An 18,658-nucleotide genomic window follows, 5' to 3' on the forward strand; every position below is an offset into this window, starting at 1 on the left:
TTAATTACATCTGCTTAGAATATTAACGACTATCAAACCGATCTTTGTTCCGCTAACGGCGTTGCGCCTTGTTAGCAAAACAAATGACCTTTATTTTGCAGCTTCTAAAGCGGCAATTTTAGCCCAAACCTGTTCTGATTCAGCCGTGAGTAATGAATAGGTTTTAATATCGCCTTTACGCTGGGCTTGCATGGCTTGTTCGAGTATTAAATCATAGCTTTTACGTAATTTTTTGACTGGGTCTGGCTTTAAAAATGAAAACATTGTGTAACCCTTAGTGATGATTATTTGCATATGGTACGAGTGCTGTGGGATTTCAGCCCAATATCATTCACGCTCTTTTCCACTATGTTCCTCGTTATGCACATCGTATTACTGAGGATACAGCGAGTTATTGCTCAAAGGATACTGTGGTTGGCCTTATGGATATTGATTCATTTTCACTATAAAAACAAATCATTACCGTGCTGGCAATGAACGGCATCGAAAGATTAGTGCTGCTAAATTATCGTTAGAATTACTAACTCTGAGGTTAAAATAGAAATCGTTTCAGTGATAAATTATTATTAATTATCAATGCGATAGGTTCTCTATCACTCACACTTACAAAAACCTATTGCCGATAGGTTTTTAGTTTGACATACTATTGCGTACCTTGTTAAGAGAACTTTGTAATGCAATTAGGCGATCTAGAAAAGTTAGTACTTCAATTCCTTTGGTCTGAAAAAGAAGCCGATGCGAAGCGTGTTCATATTGCAGTTGGGATGAGTCGTGGTAACTCGTTAAACACGATTCAAACTACATTAGATCGATTATTTAAGAAGAGTCTGTTAAGCCGAACTAAGCAGGGGCATGCACATTTGTATACCGCTATAGTCGATCGTGAATCGCTCATCGCCACGTTAATTACAGATGTTACAGCCGATTTTATCGAAGATGGCGAGCATAGTCTTATTGCTGCTTTTGCTTCCTCGTCAGCCAATCTCGATGATGCTCAATTTGAAGCGTTGGAAAAACTTATCGAACAGCAACGCCAGTTACGTAGCAGGAAAATATAAGATGCTAGAGGGTAACGAGGCTATTTTGTTGAATTTAATGAGTGTTGCAATAACGGCTTTCGTTATCGTGACGATATTAATATCTGCCATTATCCCGTTGATTAAAAATAACCTCAATTCATTTGGTTTTATTGCTCGAAAGCGAACGTTATGGCTATTAGCAACCGCGCCTTGGTGGATAGCTTTATGTTGCGTTGTCATATTTTTTCCACGTCAAGATACTAATAATGTAATCGCTTTGATGGAAAAAATTGCTCATTGGCACCATATTGATGTGTTCAAGTTTACAAGCTGGCATGGCTTAACGTTGGTTGTTGCAGCCCTCATATTGGCTGTGATGGTTAACCTTGCGTTTGTTCAAATTCGTCGACACTCAATCGCGATGCACAACCTTTTTAAATTTTCAGATGTGCAACCTATAAGTTGTGATAATAATCAGACTATTTTTTCTATTGCATCAAGCATTCCAGCAGCTTTTACAATTGGCTTGCTCAAGCCTAGGGTTTATCTTACCACTGGATTACTTCAACAACTTGAACCATTGGCTCTGGATATCATTATCCAACATGAATTAGCACATGTACGTGCAAGAGATCCTCTATTTAAAAGTATTTACTCTTTTTTCTGTCTGCTTTATCCAAAGCCAATTCGGCGCATTTTACAACAGCATTTTACTTTGCTCACAGAACAACAAGCAGACTCCGCCGTAACGGGTTATCACGATAACCTTGATGTGGCACAAACATTAATTTCAGTCGCCAAGAAACAACGTCAGTTTCCTCATCGTTGTGAGGGGAGTGTGGTTAGTCATTTTAGTCATGATCAAATTACTTTGCGGGTACAAAAGCTTCTATCACCACAGAGCCAAATATCCGAACTTACTCTGGTATTTACGGGACTGTGTTTTCTAACTGCAATGCTGTTTACGGTATTAATGGTAGATGGTTTTCACCATCTAATTGAAACTTATTTCATCCATTAAATCAGACTATGAATCAATCAATTCGTTAGAACCGTAAAAGTAAAAAAACCGATGACCAACAGATTTATTTGTTTTGCTTACCACACTCCACTATATCGAATGTTACATACCCATAAGGAAGTTATTTTGACTGAAACAGACACTTTGGAGCCATCCAATGCTAAGTAAATTATCAAGCTATTGCTTGTTCGCAATCCTCATTGGTTGTGCTTTTATCAGTATCGAAGTATTTGCCCATGGGGTTGATGACAACACTCGAGCTTTTTTAGAACAAAATAGTGGCGTGCAGTTTGTACCTTTTCTCTACATTGGTGCTAAGCACATGATTACCGGCTATGACCACTTATTATTTCTGGTTGGTGTTATCTTTTTCTTATATAGAAGCCGGGATGTTTTCTTATATGTCACGATGTTCACTATTGGCCATAGCACTACCTTACTACTTGGTGTTTTAGGTGATATTCAAGTTAATGCCTACCTCGTTGATGCGATTATTGGTTTATCTGTCGTGTACAAAGGATTTGATAACTTAGGCGGCTTTAAGCGTTGCTTTCATTGGCAGCCTAATACCCAATGGGCAGTATTAATTTTCGGATTGTTTCATGGTTTAGGTTTAGCGACTAAGTTGCAGGAGTTCAATTTACCAAAAGAAGGCCTTTTTACCAATTTAGTGGCCTTTAATATTGGGGTAGAAATTGGTCAATTTGCTGCGCTAGTGGTTATTTTGATTGTCATTAATGTATGGCGAAAATGGCCTTCATTTCAGCGTTTTTCTACGCTTACAAACACACTACTAATGAGCGCGGGTGTCATGTTGATTGTGTATCAACTGACTGGCTACGTAATTAATAAATAAAAAAGAGATAAATATGCAACATACAGTCAGCAGCAGCACGTTAATTAAAGCCGCTCTATCGGCGATTGTCGTAGCAGGCATTGTTTTAGTTACGCTAATTTTACCCGCCGAATACAACCTCGATCCGACTGGAATTGGACAAAAAATAGGTGTCACAGTATTAGCGCAAGCGGCAGAACCAGAAGTGCAACAAAGCGCTCTTGCCGAAGGCTCTAATGAGTTTCAAACGATAGAAGTGATGGTGCCTGCAGGGCGTGGAATAGAATATAAATTCGACATGCAAAAATTTGAAAAAATGACCTATGAATGGATAACAGATGGGACAGCTTTATTTGTTGACCTCCATGGTGAGCCAAAGGGAGATACCTCAGGATATTACGAAAGTTATGTCATCGCGACGTCGGCTGATATGAAAGGTAGTTTTACGGCACCTTTTGCTGGTTCCCACGGATGGTATTGGAAAAATAAGTCTAATCAACCGGTAGCAGTACAGTTATTGGTAAAAGGACAATACAAAGTCATCGGTTTAAAATGATCGGTTGAAAATGATCGGTTTAAAATGATCGATTTAAAATAATAAGGAGAAATTTATGAGAACATTACTTTTTACCATGGTGCTTTTGAGCTGTTTAATCAGCAGTTATTCGCTGGCACATTCAAGCCATGGCCATATGAATGATAATGCTGCCATCAGTGTTGTCATCAAGTCTGCAAAACAAATGACATTTAAGGACTTCGGCTATGCGGTTGGTCAGCTTCCGGTATCATGGAAAAATATTACCGTTGCTGATGTAACGGTCTTTAGCGTTACAGGAGGCGTTTATATTGTGAGTGCCACTAATACAGAAGATAAAAAGACGTTATATTTTCAAATTGCTGACGATGGTGAAGTCATGGCAGTATCTGAAAGTAACACTTTTAAATAATTGATAAATAGTTTTGGACACAAACGTTGTGTGTCCAAAACTAACGTTGATTCAAAAACAAAACAAGCACTAGCTAAATTGTTTTTACGCCCAATATACTGATATAAAAACGATTTACTTGTTCTCTTATTCGCACTTCATTTGACGTTGTAACATCATATTCTATAATCTGAAGATTAGAATTCTCGGTTCATTTTTTCAAAACTCTTGGTCAGAACATCTATCGAATTTTGATCTAAATGACGAGTAATATCTTCTGTCAGTTGTATATGCATGCGATTGTGGTGCTTATGGAGCGCAATGCCTTCGCTTGTTAATCCAACTAATATTGAACGTCTATCGTCTTCATGTGGAGAGCGAGTAATGAGTCCAAAATTTACCAGTTTCTCTACCTGAACCGTTAAGGTGCCAGTGGTAATTGCAAGCCTATCTGCTAGCTCTTTCATTCTCATGGAACCGTGAGAGCCTAACACCTCAATGGTGTGCACTTGTGCCAGTGAATAACCGGTATCTTTAACGACAGACTGCTCCCAAGAAGACAGTTTGTCGTAAAACTCTATGATTAAATTATTCAAAGAATGCATAAAGGGCCTCAGCAGTAATTCACTTCGATAGTTAAGTGGCTTAGCTTATCAAACTTATTCAATAAGTGTTTAAATGATTCAACGTTGGTATCTGTGGATGTGCAGATTGCGATAGAGGCAGAATAGTGGTCGGCACTAATTCTCCAAATATGAATATCGGTGACCTTGGTTTGTTCATCATTAATGGTGTTAACAATGTCTAATTGGTAATCTTCGTCGATATTTTCATCTAATAGAATAGGACTCGTTTGCTTCATTAAACCTAAAGCCCATTTAGTAATCACCACCGCACCAACGACTCCCATGATGGGATCTAACCAATACCATCCAAGGAATTTTCCTACCAAAAGTGCACAAATTGCTAACACCGATGTTAATGCGTCAGCGAGTACGTGGAAGTAAGCTGCCTTCAGATTGTGGTCGTTACCACTATGATGTTCGTGGCTATGATGCTCGTGGCTATGATGCTCGTGGCTATGATGCTCGTGGCTATGATGTTTGTGGTCATCATGCTCGTGGCCATCATGTTCATGGCTATGAAGTTTGTGGTCATCATGCTCGTGGCTATGATGCTCGATACTATGAAGTTTGTGGTCATCATGCTCATGGCTATGAAGTTTGTGGTCATCATGCTCATGGCTATGATGTTTGTGGTCATCATGCTCGTGGCTATGATGTTTGTGGTCATCATGCTCGATACTATGACGCTCGTGGTCATCATGTTCATGGCTATGATGTTTGTGGTCATCATGCTTATGACTATGATGTTTATGGTCACCGTGGTCATGGCCGTGATGTTCATGACCCAATATAAACATACTGGCGATGTTGACGACTAGGCCTACGATAGCCACAAGAATTGATTGGTTAAATTGGATCTCAATAGGTGACCATAAACGGTGTAGAGATTCAACCAGCATAATAATAGCGACAATGGCTAATGCGATTGCACTTGTATATCCACCGAGAACGCCGACTTTTCCTACGCCAAAAGAGAATCGGTCACTATTAGCATGCTTTTTTGCATAGCTATAGGTGAATAGCGTAATACAAAAAGCGGCTGCGTGAGTCCCCATATGCCAACCATCAGCGAGCAGAGCCATAGAGCCATATATCGTCCCCGCTATCACTTCGATGGCCATAGTGATGACTGTGATAACAAGCACATACCAAGTACGTTTGACATTTTGCTCGTTAACGGAGGTGAAATTGTGTTGGTGGATATATTTTTCGGCAATTTTATTCATAAGAAAATAGTTTGATTATCAAGTAATTCTCGATGTTATATTGTTTGATAGTCAAAGTAAATAAGTTGGTTATCAATTTTAAGCATTCAAAAAGCTGATTTGAGAGTCTTGTTTCGGATTATCTTTTTGATTAAGAATAGCATTGCAGTTTTTTCAGGGGAGGGAGTAAGATTGCAAGAGATAAAGCTAGAAATGTTTTACTGTGAAACGTTAGCATTACGAGGATTTGTTGAAAAGTTATGGTTATAAACACAAGAATACTTTCTTTGGCATTTACATTGTCTATGATTTGCTCTTGCTCTACGACTCCACCAATTGTTGTTCATAACGAATACGGTGAGATGTCAGCTGACAACGAACTGTTTCGAAAAGAAGCGAGTGATTGTGCGTTAGAAGCTAGGCAAGGTGTTAGTAGTGCAACATTAAATGAAAACTCAGAAGAGCTTGAAGTCGCTTTTGCTAGTATTCAACTTTTATCTTTTTTTAGCGCAAACGCTTCATGTATAAAATCAAAAGGTTGGCGTATTAAAGAGTAATATTAATACGAGACTATGGCGTCAATAGTTAATTTAAGATTTTGGCGCTTCCCATAAAACACCATCTCTTAGCATCGAATTTAAACTAATAACCATCTTTCTGATGTAGGCAATAATAGCCACTTTGTTTGGTTTTTCTGCAGCAACTAATCGCTGATAAGTCCCTTTGGAAACGAGGTTAGATTGTATCGCTGACATCATGGCCATGTATAAAACGGTTCTAACGTGGTGTCGTCCTCCTTGAATTTTTCGATGGCCTTTGAAACCTATACTCAGGCATTAAAAGTAATAGAATGTGGCGATGTTGATTTTGTTGAATTAGCGCGTGCGTTAGTTATAGCCCCTGAACTTGCGAAAGACTGGTTAATTGGCACTGCAACTGCCCCTAGTTTTCCTCGATTCAAGGCGCCACCTCAAGGTGGAATAACGGCTTGGTTTACCATGCTGTTAACCGCGATTGCTAATTCTAGCGAGGAAAGTTTTGAGCTTGAATTATTACCTGCACTGCATCTTTATGAAGAGCTTGGGTAATCCCCCCTAAAAATAGTAGATTTCAAAAGTAGAATTTTCTCGTAATATATACGCAGGGAGATTCTGCATGAAAACATCAAAATTTAGCGACAGCCAAATCCTAGCAATCCTTAAACAAGCCGAAGCTGGCACCCCAGTTCCGGGGCTTTGCCGTGAGCATGGCATGAGCTCTGCGACCTTCTACAAATGGCGCGCCAAATTCGGTGGCATGGACGCTTCTATGATGGCGCGATTGAAGGAGTTAGAGGCTGAGAATTCACGACTCAAAAAAATGTATGCCGAAGAGCGACTCAAAGCTGAAATACTCAAAGAGGCCATCGAAAAAAAGTGGTAAAGCCGTCGCGGCGGCGGGAGCTGGCGCAAAAGGCGGTGCAAGATAAAGCCATTTCGATCGCATTTGCGTGTGCCTTGTTTGGACTCAGTGAGGGCTGTTATCGCTATCAGGCAAAACTCAGTGATGAAAACGCTGCAATAGCCGACTGGTTACAGCAACTGACATCAACCCATCGGTGTTGGGGTTTTGGGCTATGTTATTACTTTTTACGTAACGTGAAACGCTACCGATGGAACCATAAGCGGGTGTATAGGATTTACCGAGAATTGGAGCTAAATCTACGAATTAAGCCGAAGAAACGCTTGAAGCGTGATAAACCGGACGCATTGGCGGTGCCAGAGGCAATCAATGAATGTTGGTCCATGGACTTTATGCACGACCAACTGGAAGATGGTCGCAGCATTAGGTTATTGAACGTGATTGATGATTACAACCGTGAAGGCTTGGCGATAGAAGTCGACTTCTCCTTACCTGCGGAGCGTGTGGTGAGAACATTGGATTAAATCATCGAATGGCGTGGAAAACCAAAACAGATACGCAGTGATAATGGTCCAGAGTATATAAGTGCGGTACTGGCTGCCTGGGCTGAAAAACACAATGTAGAACTGAAATTTATTCAGCCTGGCAATCCACAGCAGAATGCCTATGTAGAACGCTATAATCGGACTGTGCGATACGAATGGCTGAGCCAATATCTTTGGAATAGTATTGCCGAGGTACAGGAACATGCGACACAATGGCTATGGTTTTATAACAATGAAAGACCCAATACAGCAATTGGTGGTGTCCCACCAAAGCAAAAACTGGCACTAGTGGCCTAAGTCTCTACTTTTGATCTCAGCTAAAAATGGGGAGATTACCCTTGATGACGCTCGTTGTGATAAATGGATGCAAAAATTTGAGATTAAATAATAGTTAATTAATTTACATTATTGATATTGATACATTTTCATCACGTAATATAAATGACGCTTTTAATGGTTTGATAAGTCGCCGAGATAGGTGTTTCTCAGACGTTCAAACTACTTGCCCTAACGGTTATCGACAATGTTACCGACAATGTTATCGGTATTGAGCCCGGCAATTTGTTCGATAATTCGTTAGGGAGTTAGTTAGATAATTAGTTAGATTATTTGTTATAAAATTCGTTAAAGAATAAGTTAGAAAGCCTGATTATGCAGAACATTGTTCCAGTTGAGCCTTTTTCTTATTCATTTGCAGATAACTTAACAGCCACATCATTAAGCCGCCGGCAAATAACACTGCCGCTACATAGCCTGTCTCGTTAGGCATTGCGCCTTGTGCGATAAACATGCCGCCCACCCAAGGGCCGATAGCATTGGCGGTGTTAAATGAACATTGTACTAATGCCCCTATCATCGCGTGACCATTTGGCGATACGTCCATCAGTAAGGTTTGAATCAGTGTCGCTAAACCCACACTGCAGCCAATAAAGAAAATTACCGCATACAATAGCCAAATATTATGGCTGGCACTGACGTAAGCAAGCGAAAATATAATCGTACACACTAAGGCAATACCAGTGGTTTTTAAGGCTGCGCGATCGGCTGCTTTGCCTAATACGTAATTGCCTAAGGTACAACCAATGCCAAACATTACCATCGCGATTGAAATGGTGTATGCCGGCGTTTCCGTCACCACTAAAATGGTATCGGCGATGTAAGTGTAAATACAAAATACACCACCAAAACCAATAATCACAATGCCAAGAATTGACCAGACCAACTTATTCTTTAATACGCTAAACTCATTGATTAAATTTGATGGTTGGTTATTTTCAATTTTAGGGATCACCACATATACGCACACTAATGCAATTAAGGCGAGGACAGATGCACCCGCTAAACAATAGCGCCAGCTTAAGTTTTGGCCGACTAAAGTGACAATGGGAACCCCTACAATGGTGGCTATGGTTAGGCCCATAAACACTTTAGACATGTAACTTGCACGTTTATTTTGAGGAGCAATATCGGCAGCCAATAAAATAGCGGCACCAAAATAAGCGCCATGGGGTAGGCCACTTAAAAAGCGAAATACAATAAGCTGTTCAAGTGAGGTTGCCATGGCACTTAAGCCATTAGAGATAAACATTAAGGTCAGAAATATTGCCAAGGCATGGCGTTTTTTCATGTTGGCTGTGGTCAGCATTAAAATAGGGGCGCCGACAACAACGCCTATCGCGTAAGCACTAATCGCATAACCACTTTGTGACGGTGTTGAGGAAAATGTTTCACTAATTAATGGCAGCATTGGCATCATCGAAAACTCTGATAATCCCAATATAAATGTGCCTAAGGCTAACACTAACAAAATGGCGGTAGTATTCAGTTGGCTTGGTAATGCTGCAGCCGGTGTCATAAAAAATCCTAGTGGTGATAATAAAATACGGTGAATTTAACAATTGATGTCGGGCTAAACCACTGAGCTAAGCCCGTTTGAGCATAACAAAAACTAACGTGCCAATTACGGCATATTAGTCTTGCCAGCGCTGCTTAATGTATAAAATACTGGGCAAAGATTGCTGAAATAGTGTCACTAACTGTGGGTCAAAATGTATGCCGCTTTGGTCATGTAAAAATGCCATGGCTTTGTCGACAGTCCATGCTTCTTTGTAAGGGCGTTTGCTGGTGAGAGCATCAAATACGTCGGCAATTGCCACAATACGTCCTTCAATAGGAATATTTTCACCTTTAAGTCCATGAGGGTAGCCGCTGCCATCCCACTTTTCGTGGTGAGTCATGGCGACGACTTTGGCTAAGGCGATCAAATCTGAATCTGATTCACCTAGAATTTCGGCGCCGATTTCAGGGTGCTTTTTCATGATGGCAAATTCTTCATCGGTGAGCTTACCCGGTTTAAGCATAATGCTGTCGGGAATACCAATTTTACCAATATCGTGCATTGGTGCTGCATGGAGTAAATTGTCGGCGGCCGATTTTGATAAACCATAGGCGAGGGCAATGATTTTAGAAAAATGGCTCATGCGCATCACATGCATACCGGTTTCGTTGTCTTTGTATTCTGATGCTCGGCCCAAGCGTTGAATGACTTGTAAACGAGTACGGCGCAAATCGTCTGCCTGCACTAAAGACAAATGAGTACGAACACGTGCTTTAACCACCGCTGGGGACACGGGTTTAGTGATGTAGTCTACCGCGCCAACATCAAAGCCTTTGGCTTCATCTACTTCGTCACTTAACGCCGTAACAAAAATGACCGGTACTGCTTTGGTGCGTTGCTCTGTTTTTAGTTGCTGACAGACTTCAAAACCAGTCATACCTGGCATCATCACGTCGAGTAAAATCAAATCAGGCAGGTCGCGTTCAATTAAACGCAGAGCTTCTTCGCCACTTTTAGCAAATATCAGCCTGTACTGATCCTCAAGCATTTTCTTTAATACTCTGAGGTTAGCGGGCTCGTCGTCGACAACTAAAATTGTCGGCATACGGTCTTGGTTGTTATATATCATTCAATTCAGTCTTTTTACTGTGCAGTAACATCGGACTCAAGAGTATTGAGTTGTGTTATTGCTTGTTCGAATTCAAAGTCGTCTAGAGCATGTTGTATGTTGATACATTGCTGTCGGTATGCCGCCGGAGTGGCTGCAATTAGTGTATCGACATCGTGTTCATTGTATTGATTTTCTTTTGCAGCTAAGCGAATAAGGTTAATGATTTGGATGAACTCATCGACGCTCATAGGATCTTTTTCTGCGGCTTTATCTGGGTGTTGACTGATATCTTGAGTGCTAAGATAGGCTGCGATGCGCGCAAAAGCCTGTTCAATCTTTGGCAACAAGGTCAGTAATTCTGTGCTGGATTTTGTCATGGCTGAGCGTTCAGCATCGCTAAATAACCGTGTCAGTTGCATTAGAGCTAAATTGCCAGACAGCCCTTTGAGTCCATGCAGTTGTTGACTAATAGCTGGCCAGTCGGCAGTTTGTATTAATTGTTTAAGCTGTTGGTTGCTATCGTGTTGTTTAGTCATAAATAGGCTGATTTCTTTCACGAGAGTCATTTGATCTCCCCACATCGAAGCGCCTTTTTTCTCATTAACCACTTGCCTGTTGTCGATATCAACAGCGGGGTTATCGACGGCCACATTGCTTTGTTCAAGTTTCAATACATGGGCAATTTCATGATTAAGCAGCATCATATCGATAGGTTTGTTGGCAAAACCATCCATGCCGGCATCCAAGGCTGCTTTTTTGTCTTCAGGCAATACGCTGGCCGTTAATGCAATAATTGGCATATGCGGTAACTGTTCATTTTGCTCTTGTTCACGACGAGTACGCGAGGCGGTTAATCCGTCCATGATAGGCATTTGCACGTCCATCAATACAATATCAATTTTGTCGCTGCGCATCCGCAGTAGGGCTTGTTTACCGTCGCGGGCAGTAATGATGCTATGACCTTGGCGCTTCATCATAATGGTGAGCAAATCAATATTTTGCTGAATGTCATCAACAATCAAAATGGCCAATGGTTTAATGTGACTATTTGTTAACGGGGTCAACGTGCTGTTGATGTGTTTGGGCGCGGTTAATGGCAAGGCAAAACCAAAACAACTGCCTTGGCCAAATGTGCTTTTGGCGGTAATTTTGCCACCCATTAATTCAACCAATTGTTTGCTGATGGTCGTACCAAGACCTGTGCCACCAAAACGACGATTCATGCTGGCATCTGCTTGAGCGAAGGCATCAAACACTAAGGTTAATTGTTCTGGCGTCATGCCAATACCGGTATCGTTAATGGCAAATTCAATGCAACCGCTTGGTTTAACGCTCACATCGATACTGACACCCCCTTCGGCGGTAAATTTAATCGCATTGCCAATTAAATTAGTCAATACCTGACGAATTCGGTCTGGAGCACCATGATAGGACATTGCCACATCTGCTGATACATTCACATTTAAGAACAGACCTTTAGAGCTAGCTTGTAACCATAAAGTCGATACCACCGAATCAATTTCTTCAATAACAGAGAAATCGCGTAATTCGAGATCGAACTTGCCTTTATCTAACTTAGCACTATCGAGAACATCGTTTAATAGGTGCAATAAAGACTTAGCAGACTGATTAATGGTACGTAAATGCTTTTGCTGTTCAGCGGGTAGCGAATCGTCGAGTAAAATGTCGCTAAAGCCAATAATGGCGTTCATTGGGGTGCGAATTTCGTGGCTCATGTTCGCTAGGAATGCCGAACGAGCTGATGCTGCTTGTTCCGCTTTGTCTTTGGCAATTAATAAAGATTGCTCCATTTCTTTGCGATCGGTGATGTCCATAATAAAGCCGTCGAGCCATTTATCTTGTACATCTATCCCGTCAACATGAGCACCATAACCGAGCAACCAGCGAATATCGCCGTTGGCATTATAGATACGGTATTCCAGCTTAAACACTTGCTCTGTGACGACTTGATTACCTATTTGCTCAAGGTCATCTGGGTGTACGTGTTGGTAAAAATGACGTTTTGGTGTTGCGCCTATATAGTCGCTTGCTGGATAACCGGTGATCTTTTCAACCGCGTCGCTAATAAATACCATCGGCCAGTTTTCAGTATTTAAACAGCGATAGGCGATACCGGGAATATTGGCGATAAGTGAGCGAAACTGGGCTTCGCTTTTAATTAGTGCACGTTGCATTTCAATACGGTGACGTAAGTCGCTTATGTACATCACAAACAGGCTTTTACCTTCAATACATGCATGACCAATAGATACCCTAACCGGAATGACCGTACCGTTAACATGTAGCGCTTCTACATCGCGGCCAGTACTTTTTTGCTGCGCTATGTTGTGGTTAAAAAAACTGTCTAAGCGGGCGTTAAATTCTTCGATAAATGGGCCTGGTATAAAGTCACGAATATTTTGGTGACACACATCTTCAAGTCGCCAGCCCAGGAGTAATTCTACCGCTTGGTTGCCGCTTTCAATACGGCCTTTAGCGTTAAAGGTAATGATACCGTCAACGGCGGTACTAATGGTCGCGCGGTAGCGTGCTTCAGATAATTTGGCTTGGTGTAACGAGGTTTGGTATTTAATCAGCATGTTGACGCCTAACACCAATAAAATAATCACCACCGTAATCGTGGCAACGGCAATGCCTAAATACAGTGACATCTTTGTGGTTTGTTCAGAAAATTCAAATCCTGGTGGGCGGACAAAACGAGCCGCAGCCATACCGATGTAATGCATGCCGGAAATAGCGCAACCCATCACCATCGCCGCAATCGCATTTTTATGTAAGTCGCTTAAGATAAAGCGACCTAGATGGTTCAAGCTAAAACGTATCCACAGTGCGACAATGGCCAAAATAATGGCAATAACTATTGATAAGCCAAAATAGAATAAGTCGTAACGTAGTAGGGGAGCCATTTCCATAGCCGCCATGCCGACATAATGCATGGTACCAATACCTGCACCGGTCAATATACCGCCCACCACAAATTGGCTTAGTTTTGGTTTGGCTGTTGATATGACATTTAAGGCTACCCAAGATGCGGCAATACTCGGAATAAACGATAACGCGGTTAAGCCGAAATCGTAGCTCACCGGAGTGCATAAACTGAACGCTAACATGCCAATAAAATGCATCGACCACACACCGCCACCAAGTGCAATACTGCCGCAGCTGGTGAGTAAGTATCGTTTATATTTATTGAGCGTTAATAGCGCTTGCGACGCGACTTGTAATGCCATAAACGAGGCGAAAACCGCGATAGCGATAGAGATGAAAACGACTATAGGTTGAAAGTCACCAACGACTAAAAGGCTTTCATCTGTAACGGAAAATAGTGTGCGAATTGTCTCAAGCATAATAATTAGATGAATGTCACTTTTAGATAAATATAAGGAAGCTATCGGCTTGGAATTAAAAAACATCAGTATTTGTTCGATTTTTAACTAAAGCTTGCGCTAGATCAACGTTTAAATGATTTAGTGCGGGTTGTGGTTAATAGTTTTGTGTTTTTCAATTCCATTCTGTAGTTAACTTACATGATGTTGTTGTAATAATGTTAATAGTCGGTGGTATTTAGGTATTTAGGTGTTTAGGTGTTGGGTATTTAGGTATTTAGGTATTTAGGTATTTAGTTTGGGCTATGGTTAATTTTTCGATTTCGTCTATCGTTTCAATTATCGCTCCGGTTATCACTCCAGTTCGTCGTTCACTTTTGTTTATTGTTTTTAGGGGGCGTTAAAAAGTCGTTTTAATAAGGTTGTTTAGACATCATCATCAAACCGTTACTGACAAAAATGAATGCGTTACTGTCAATATTAGCCTTTGCTGTAAACATTACTCACCATGCCTCTTTAGTCTAATGTAGTGCTTTTTTACTTGTGAGTCAGGCCGTTAATTGGTTAGCTTGAGCATGACGAAGCACATGCAAGGAGGCTTTAATGGTCAATCAACATCAAGCACAACTACCGCTTACTCAAAGTGAATATCATGGTGTCACTTCAACGACGCTTACCGATAAAACCATTGGTCAATATTTTGATGATATTGCCAGTGCTTACCCAGACAATCTTGCGGTAGTCGTTCATCATCAACAAATCCGCTGGAATTACCGTGAGTTTCAAGCAAAGGTTGATGCGCTTGCCACCGGCTTATTAACGCTAGGTATTCAGCCCGGGGATAGAGTCGGAATTTGGTCTCCTAACAACATTGAGTGGTGTTTAACCCAATTTGCTACGGCTAAAATTGGTGCCATTATGGTGTGTATTAATCCGGCTTATCGGCCTGAAGAGCTGGAATACTCTTTAAGTAATGTGGGCTGTCGAGCAGTGATTTGTGCCGATAAATTTAAGTCCAGTGATTACTTACAGATGTTAAATGAGTTGCTGCCAGAGTTAAGCACCAGCACTGCAGGTAAGCTCACTACACTCGCACTGCCTGAACTCGAGTATGTTATTCGAATGGGCACCGACCGTACACCCGGCATGCTCAACTTTAATGATTTGCTGCTGGAGGTTAACGACGAAGCTCAACATGTGTTGGCCACCATTGCTGACTCTCTCAATACTCATGATGCGATTAATATTCAATTTACCTCAGGTACTACAGGTAGCCCTAAAGGCGCGACGTTATCACATCACAATATTTTAAATAACGCTTATTTAGTGGCTGACGCCATGGGCTTTACCTCAACTGACAAGTTATGCATGCCGGTTCCTTTATATCATTGCTTCGGCATGGTGTTAGGCAGTTTAGCCTGTGTTATTCATGCTTCAGCAGCTGTGTATCCCGGTGAGTCTTTTGATCCTCTTACCACGTTACAAGTAATCGCAAATGAGCGCTGCACAGCTCTACATGGCGTACCAACCATGTTTATTGCCGAATTAGAACATCCACAATTTAACCAGTTTGATCTTAGCTCATTGCGCACAGGCATTATGGCGGGCGCCACATGCCCCGAAGAAGTCATGCGCCGAGTACAAGAGTTAATGTATATGAAAGAAGTGCTAATTGGTTACGGACAAACCGAATGCAGTCCGTTAAATCACATTACTGAAATTGACTCCCCAATCGAAAAACAAGTGCTCACCGTTGGCCGAGCATTGCCGCATACCGAAGTGAAAATCATCAATGAGTTTGGCGACGTGGTTGCTATTGGTCAACCCGGTGAAGTGTGCAGTCGAGGTTACTGCATCATGCAAGGGTATTGGAATGATGCAGTCAAAACGGCTGCAACCATCGACAGCGCAGGCTGGTTACATTCGGGCGATATCGGCCAAATGGATGAATTAGGCTATGTGCAAATTGTTGGCCGTATAAAAGACATGATTATCCGCGGCGGTGAGAATATATATCCGCGTGAAATTGAAGAAAAACTTTATAGCCATAAGGACGTGCAGGATGCTGCCGTGTTTGGCGTGCAGAGTGACAAATACGGCGAGGAGGTATGCGCGTGGATTAAGGTCCGTGCCAATGCCGACATCACCGAAGACGATATTCGTCACTTTTTAACCGAAAAGTTTGCCTATTTTAAAGTACCGCGCTACATCAAGTTTGTTGACCAATACCCAATGACAGTGACGGGGAAAATTCAAAAATTTAAGATGCGTGAGTTGATGTATCAAGAGTTACATGAAGCCATAAATTGATATTTTGCGTGTAGTCATTAAAGCCCAGTGTTGAGTTATCGCACTGGGCTTTAATATTGATGGGCAATCTATTTGCAAGTGAAGTTGATATTACACGCACAGACAAGTAACGCATTAAATAGCTGTGTCATAAACATTGGCATAATTGAAACAGCCTTACTTTCGATAAACAGTTTGAGTTTAGGTTTGAGTTTAGGTTTGAGTTAAACACAATTGTAAACAAATGATGTTTTCTCGATAGCATTTGGTGAGTGATACCATTGCCGGCTTATATTTTTATCGGCTGAGTTCGTCAGCTTTTCCGCTTTTTCAGCTGGATACAATCGACCCATTGTTGGAGTTATTTTGAATAATACTAAAGGTAGTCTTTTTATGGTTGCCGCGATGGCAGCATTTTCTATTGAAGACATGCTGATTAAATCGGCAGCCGAAACCACTTCTATTGGTCTGATTTTAGCGTTATTTGGATTGGGCGGAATGTTGATTTTTATGCTGCTGACTTGGCGTAAAGGGCAAACAATTTTACACCCAGCGATATTGTCTACGCCAATACTCATCCGTGCGGTGTGCGAAGTTATTGGTCGTTTCTGTTTTGCATTGGCTATCACGCTAACGCCTTTATCAAGTGCATCGGCCATTTTGCAGGCCACGCCATTAATCGCAATGATAGGTGCCGCTTTATTGTTTGGTGAACAGGTTGGTTTTAAACGCTGGATTGCCGTATTGATTGGTTTTTGTGGCGTGTTGATGATTATTCGCCCTGGTCTTGATGGCTTTGAAGCAACGTCTTTATTTGCAGTTGTCGCGACCTTAGGTTTTGCGGGTCGTGATTTAGCAACTCGCGCAGCTTCACCAGTGTTGTCTAATATGCAACTTGGGGTGTATGGTTTTTTTGTGCTAATTCCAGCAGGCATTGCCATACAATTATACCAAAACGAGCCATTACAACTTGGTTCCACTGCAGCAGCGCAAATTATCGGTGCAATTGTGTTTGGGGTGATGGCGTATAATGCCCTCACAATCGCTATGCGCGCGGGCGATGTATCGGTTATTTCTCCTTTTCGTTATACCCGTTTATTATTTGCCTTAGGTTTGGGGATATTTATATTTGGAGAATCGCCAGATTTAGCAACCCTACTTGGAAGTCTGCTGGTGGTATTAAGTGGTGGATATACCCTAATTCAAACCCGTAAAACAGTCTCAGCAAGTTTGATAAAAAATAGCGCATGAGCAGAGTGAATTGATTCACTCTGCTGTAAGGCATAGCAAAGTTAAACACTATAAGATTAGAGATTACTAGGCTAGATATTATTAAGTTAGAGATTATTAGATTAGAGATGACTAGGTTAGATATTAACGATAGACATTAATGATAGATAAGATGTTTCGCATAAGCTTGATGACGGATAAAAAGCGACTAACGTTAAATTAACGGTGCAAGGTTCATTTTTGTAAATCGGAGGTTTTTGATCTAAAGCTCATACTCTGTAGCGTGAAATTTCATACTTTGTTGCGAGACAACGGTAGCAAATAAAAGTGGCTACTCACTAAATACTTTCATTTATTAAACGATAAAAATCAATAACAAAGACCTAAGCTTATTTTCCGTTATACTGCCTTACCCGCTACAACCCCATATTTAAGAGGTATCAAAAATACCATGGATATCAAAGGAACCTGCATTTCATCTACAGCAGATGAGCACGGCCCCATTTATGTTTATCAAACAAGAAACAGCCGCATTCTCAGTTTTGATGGAAAAATCTATCAAAGTTGCATGAAAATCAATGATATTAATGGATTACATCTAGGCTACACCCAAGCCATGATGGCAGGTTTATTTTTTATTCCCGCAGTAACAACAGCCACAATCATGGGGCTGGGTGCAGGTTCAATGACTAAAATATTGCTCAGTAGCTTCGCCGATTTGAAGGTACACGCGGTTGAATACCGTGAAGCCGTCGCGAAGGCCGCGAAAGAGTTTTTTTACTTACCTGAAACTGATCGTCTTGCTATTCATATAGACGATGCGGTGAATTACATTAAAAATACCGACATAAAAAGCGATATTATCTTTTCAGATCTATACAACTCACAAGGTATGGAGCCGAAACAAGTACAATCATCCTACTTACACGATTGTAAAAATGCGCTTAATCAACAGGGGGTTTTGGTGCTCAATATCTGGCATACGTCAGCTGAATTACGCCAAGAGTTAGATGAATTACTCGCGCTCGAATTTGAAAATCGATTACTCAGTTTTGACGTCGAAAGCGGCAATACCATCGTGCTCGCATTCAAAAGCGACATTCCTGCGATAAAAAGACACGATCTACTGGCGAAAGGCAAAGCGTTACAAGAGCAAATGAGTATTCCGATGGAACGTTACGCCAACTTACTCTGCGATGCACAAGGTTGATAGGCTATCGATTGTTATCTTAGATGATTGTTATCTTTGATGACGTTTAACTTAGA

16 protein-coding genes and 2 pseudogenes are annotated in these 18,658 nt (G+C 41.3%); 11 read left to right on the forward strand and 7 right to left on the reverse strand.

Features of this window, described 5'->3' with window-relative positions; genetic code table 11:
- Positions 1 to 90 precede the first annotated feature (90 nt).
- The gene (locus tag GUY17_RS07485; RefSeq protein WP_157822828.1) at positions 91 to 264 is read right to left on the reverse strand and encodes a DUF6435 family protein; all 174 of its coding nucleotides are present in this window, start codon (positions 262 to 264) and stop codon (positions 91 to 93) included.
- Between the two features lie 410 nt (positions 265 to 674).
- On the opposite strand from GUY17_RS07485, the gene GUY17_RS07490 reads away from it, so the two are divergent.
- The 5 genes from GUY17_RS07490 to GUY17_RS07510 all read left to right on the forward strand — a co-directional run bounded on the left by GUY17_RS07490 (position 675) and on the right by GUY17_RS07510 (position 3,822).
- Positions 675 to 1,058, forward strand: coding sequence for a BlaI/MecI/CopY family transcriptional regulator (locus GUY17_RS07490; protein WP_101087978.1), 384 nt, complete (start codon positions 675 to 677; stop codon positions 1,056 to 1,058).
- 1 nt (position 1,059) lies between these two features.
- Positions 1,060 to 2,040: a M56 family metallopeptidase gene (locus GUY17_RS07495; protein ID WP_162022762.1), complete on the forward strand. Its 981-nt coding sequence runs from the start codon at positions 1,060 to 1,062 to the stop codon at positions 2,038 to 2,040.
- Between the two features lie 157 nt (positions 2,041 to 2,197).
- Positions 2,198 to 2,896: a HupE/UreJ family protein gene (locus GUY17_RS07500; protein WP_162022763.1), complete on the forward strand. Its 699-nt coding sequence runs from the start codon at positions 2,198 to 2,200 to the stop codon at positions 2,894 to 2,896.
- A 13-nt stretch (positions 2,897 to 2,909) separates the two neighbouring features.
- Positions 2,910 to 3,431 (forward strand): hypothetical protein, encoded by a 522-nt coding sequence (locus GUY17_RS07505; RefSeq protein WP_162022764.1) that lies wholly within the window; start codon positions 2,910 to 2,912, stop codon positions 3,429 to 3,431.
- Between the two features lie 55 nt (positions 3,432 to 3,486).
- Positions 3,487 to 3,822 carry a DUF6488 family protein gene (locus GUY17_RS07510; RefSeq protein WP_101087984.1) on the forward strand — a complete coding sequence of 112 codons (336 nt, stop codon included), beginning with the start codon at positions 3,487 to 3,489 and terminating at the stop codon, positions 3,820 to 3,822.
- Positions 3,823 to 3,998: 176 nt separating this feature from the next.
- Here GUY17_RS07510 and GUY17_RS07515 read toward each other — a convergent pair whose 3' ends face one another.
- Positions 3,999 to 4,406, reverse strand: a complete 408-nt coding sequence (locus GUY17_RS07515; RefSeq protein WP_011637970.1) for a MarR family winged helix-turn-helix transcriptional regulator — start codon at positions 4,404 to 4,406, stop codon at positions 3,999 to 4,001.
- A gap of 8 nt (positions 4,407 to 4,414) precedes the next feature.
- Positions 4,415 to 5,653, reverse strand: coding sequence for a cation diffusion facilitator family transporter (locus GUY17_RS07520; protein ID WP_162022765.1), 1,239 nt, complete (start codon positions 5,651 to 5,653; stop codon positions 4,415 to 4,417).
- A gap of 239 nt (positions 5,654 to 5,892) precedes the next feature.
- Here GUY17_RS07520 and GUY17_RS07525 point away from each other — a divergent pair, with 239 nt between their 5' ends.
- Positions 5,893 to 6,189 (forward strand): hypothetical protein, encoded by a 297-nt coding sequence (locus tag GUY17_RS07525; RefSeq protein ID WP_162022766.1) that lies wholly within the window; start codon positions 5,893 to 5,895, stop codon positions 6,187 to 6,189.
- 33 nt (positions 6,190 to 6,222) lie between these two features.
- On the opposite strand, the pseudogene GUY17_RS07530 reads toward GUY17_RS07525, so the two are convergent.
- A pseudogene (locus tag GUY17_RS07530) lies at positions 6,223 to 6,453 on the reverse strand (IS110 family transposase); the annotation flags it as partial.
- Here GUY17_RS07530 and GUY17_RS07535 point away from each other — a divergent pair.
- Positions 6,430 to 6,720, forward strand: coding sequence for a hypothetical protein (locus GUY17_RS07535; RefSeq protein ID WP_174839633.1), 291 nt, complete (start codon positions 6,430 to 6,432; stop codon positions 6,718 to 6,720). The pseudogene GUY17_RS07530 and the gene GUY17_RS07535 sit on opposite strands and share 24 nt — an antisense overlap.
- Positions 6,721 to 6,787: 67 nt before the next feature.
- Positions 6,788 to 7,875 (forward strand): annotated as a pseudogene (locus tag GUY17_RS07540) (IS3-like element ISShfr8 family transposase).
- A 352-nt stretch (positions 7,876 to 8,227) separates the two neighbouring features.
- On the opposite strand, the gene GUY17_RS07545 reads toward GUY17_RS07540, so the two are convergent.
- From GUY17_RS07545 to GUY17_RS07555, 3 genes are all read right to left on the reverse strand, one after another.
- Complete coding sequence (locus GUY17_RS07545; protein ID WP_123882708.1) at positions 8,228 to 9,433, reverse strand: MFS transporter; 1,206 nt, start codon at positions 9,431 to 9,433, stop codon at positions 8,228 to 8,230.
- Positions 9,434 to 9,548: 115 nt separating this feature from the next.
- On the reverse strand, positions 9,549 to 10,544 hold the full coding sequence (locus tag GUY17_RS07550) for a two-component system response regulator (RefSeq protein WP_174839634.1): 996 nt from the start codon (positions 10,542 to 10,544) through the stop codon (positions 9,549 to 9,551).
- Between the two features lie 14 nt (positions 10,545 to 10,558).
- The gene (locus tag GUY17_RS07555) at positions 10,559 to 13,894 is read right to left on the reverse strand and encodes an MHYT domain-containing protein (RefSeq protein ID WP_162022767.1); all 3,336 of its coding nucleotides are present in this window, start codon (positions 13,892 to 13,894) and stop codon (positions 10,559 to 10,561) included.
- A 582-nt stretch (positions 13,895 to 14,476) separates the two neighbouring features.
- Here GUY17_RS07555 and GUY17_RS07560 point away from each other — a divergent pair.
- The 3 genes from GUY17_RS07560 (at position 14,477) to GUY17_RS07570 (ending at position 18,602) form a co-directional block, all read left to right on the forward strand.
- Positions 14,477 to 16,183, forward strand: coding sequence for an AMP-binding protein (locus GUY17_RS07560; RefSeq protein ID WP_162022768.1), 1,707 nt, complete (start codon positions 14,477 to 14,479; stop codon positions 16,181 to 16,183).
- A gap of 345 nt (positions 16,184 to 16,528) precedes the next feature.
- Positions 16,529 to 17,413, forward strand: a complete 885-nt coding sequence (locus tag GUY17_RS07565; RefSeq protein WP_242445193.1) for a DMT family transporter — start codon at positions 16,529 to 16,531, stop codon at positions 17,411 to 17,413.
- A 430-nt stretch (positions 17,414 to 17,843) separates the two neighbouring features.
- Positions 17,844 to 18,602 carry an ATP-binding protein gene (locus GUY17_RS07570; protein ID WP_162022769.1) on the forward strand — a complete coding sequence of 253 codons (759 nt, stop codon included), beginning with the start codon at positions 17,844 to 17,846 and terminating at the stop codon, positions 18,600 to 18,602.
- Positions 18,603 to 18,658 lie beyond the last annotated feature (56 nt).

The organism is Shewanella sp. Arc9-LZ (genome assembly GCF_010092445.1).
Lineage (GTDB): Bacteria > Pseudomonadota > Gammaproteobacteria > Enterobacterales > Shewanellaceae > Shewanella.

Excerpts from the sequence above, each read along its gene's own strand:
- GUY17_RS07485 (WP_157822828.1), bottom strand. The coding sequence starts at position 264 with ATGTTTTCATTTTTAAAGCCAGACCCAGTCAAAAAATTACGTAAAAGC.
- GUY17_RS07490 (WP_101087978.1), top strand. The coding sequence starts at position 675 with ATGCAATTAGGCGATCTAGAAAAGTTAGTACTTCAATTCCTTTGGTCT.
- GUY17_RS07495 (WP_162022762.1), top strand. The coding sequence starts at position 1,060 with ATGCTAGAGGGTAACGAGGCTATTTTGTTGAATTTAATGAGTGTTGCA.
- GUY17_RS07500 (WP_162022763.1), top strand. The coding sequence starts at position 2,198 with ATGCTAAGTAAATTATCAAGCTATTGCTTGTTCGCAATCCTCATTGGT.
- GUY17_RS07505 (WP_162022764.1), top strand. The coding sequence starts at position 2,910 with ATGCAACATACAGTCAGCAGCAGCACGTTAATTAAAGCCGCTCTATCG.
- GUY17_RS07510 (WP_101087984.1), top strand. The coding sequence starts at position 3,487 with ATGAGAACATTACTTTTTACCATGGTGCTTTTGAGCTGTTTAATCAGC.
- GUY17_RS07515 (WP_011637970.1), bottom strand. The coding sequence starts at position 4,406 with ATGCATTCTTTGAATAATTTAATCATAGAGTTTTACGACAAACTGTCT.
- GUY17_RS07520 (WP_162022765.1), bottom strand. The coding sequence starts at position 5,653 with ATGAATAAAATTGCCGAAAAATATATCCACCAACACAATTTCACCTCC.
- GUY17_RS07525 (WP_162022766.1), top strand. The coding sequence starts at position 5,893 with ATGGTTATAAACACAAGAATACTTTCTTTGGCATTTACATTGTCTATG.
- GUY17_RS07545 (WP_123882708.1), bottom strand. The coding sequence starts at position 9,433 with ATGACACCGGCTGCAGCATTACCAAGCCAACTGAATACTACCGCCATT.
- GUY17_RS07550 (WP_174839634.1), bottom strand. The coding sequence starts at position 10,544 with ATGATATATAACAACCAAGACCGTATGCCGACAATTTTAGTTGTCGAC.
- GUY17_RS07555 (WP_162022767.1), bottom strand. The coding sequence starts at position 13,894 with ATGCTTGAGACAATTCGCACACTATTTTCCGTTACAGATGAAAGCCTT.
- GUY17_RS07560 (WP_162022768.1), top strand. The coding sequence starts at position 14,477 with ATGGTCAATCAACATCAAGCACAACTACCGCTTACTCAAAGTGAATAT.
- GUY17_RS07570 (WP_162022769.1), top strand. The coding sequence starts at position 17,844 with ATGGATATCAAAGGAACCTGCATTTCATCTACAGCAGATGAGCACGGC.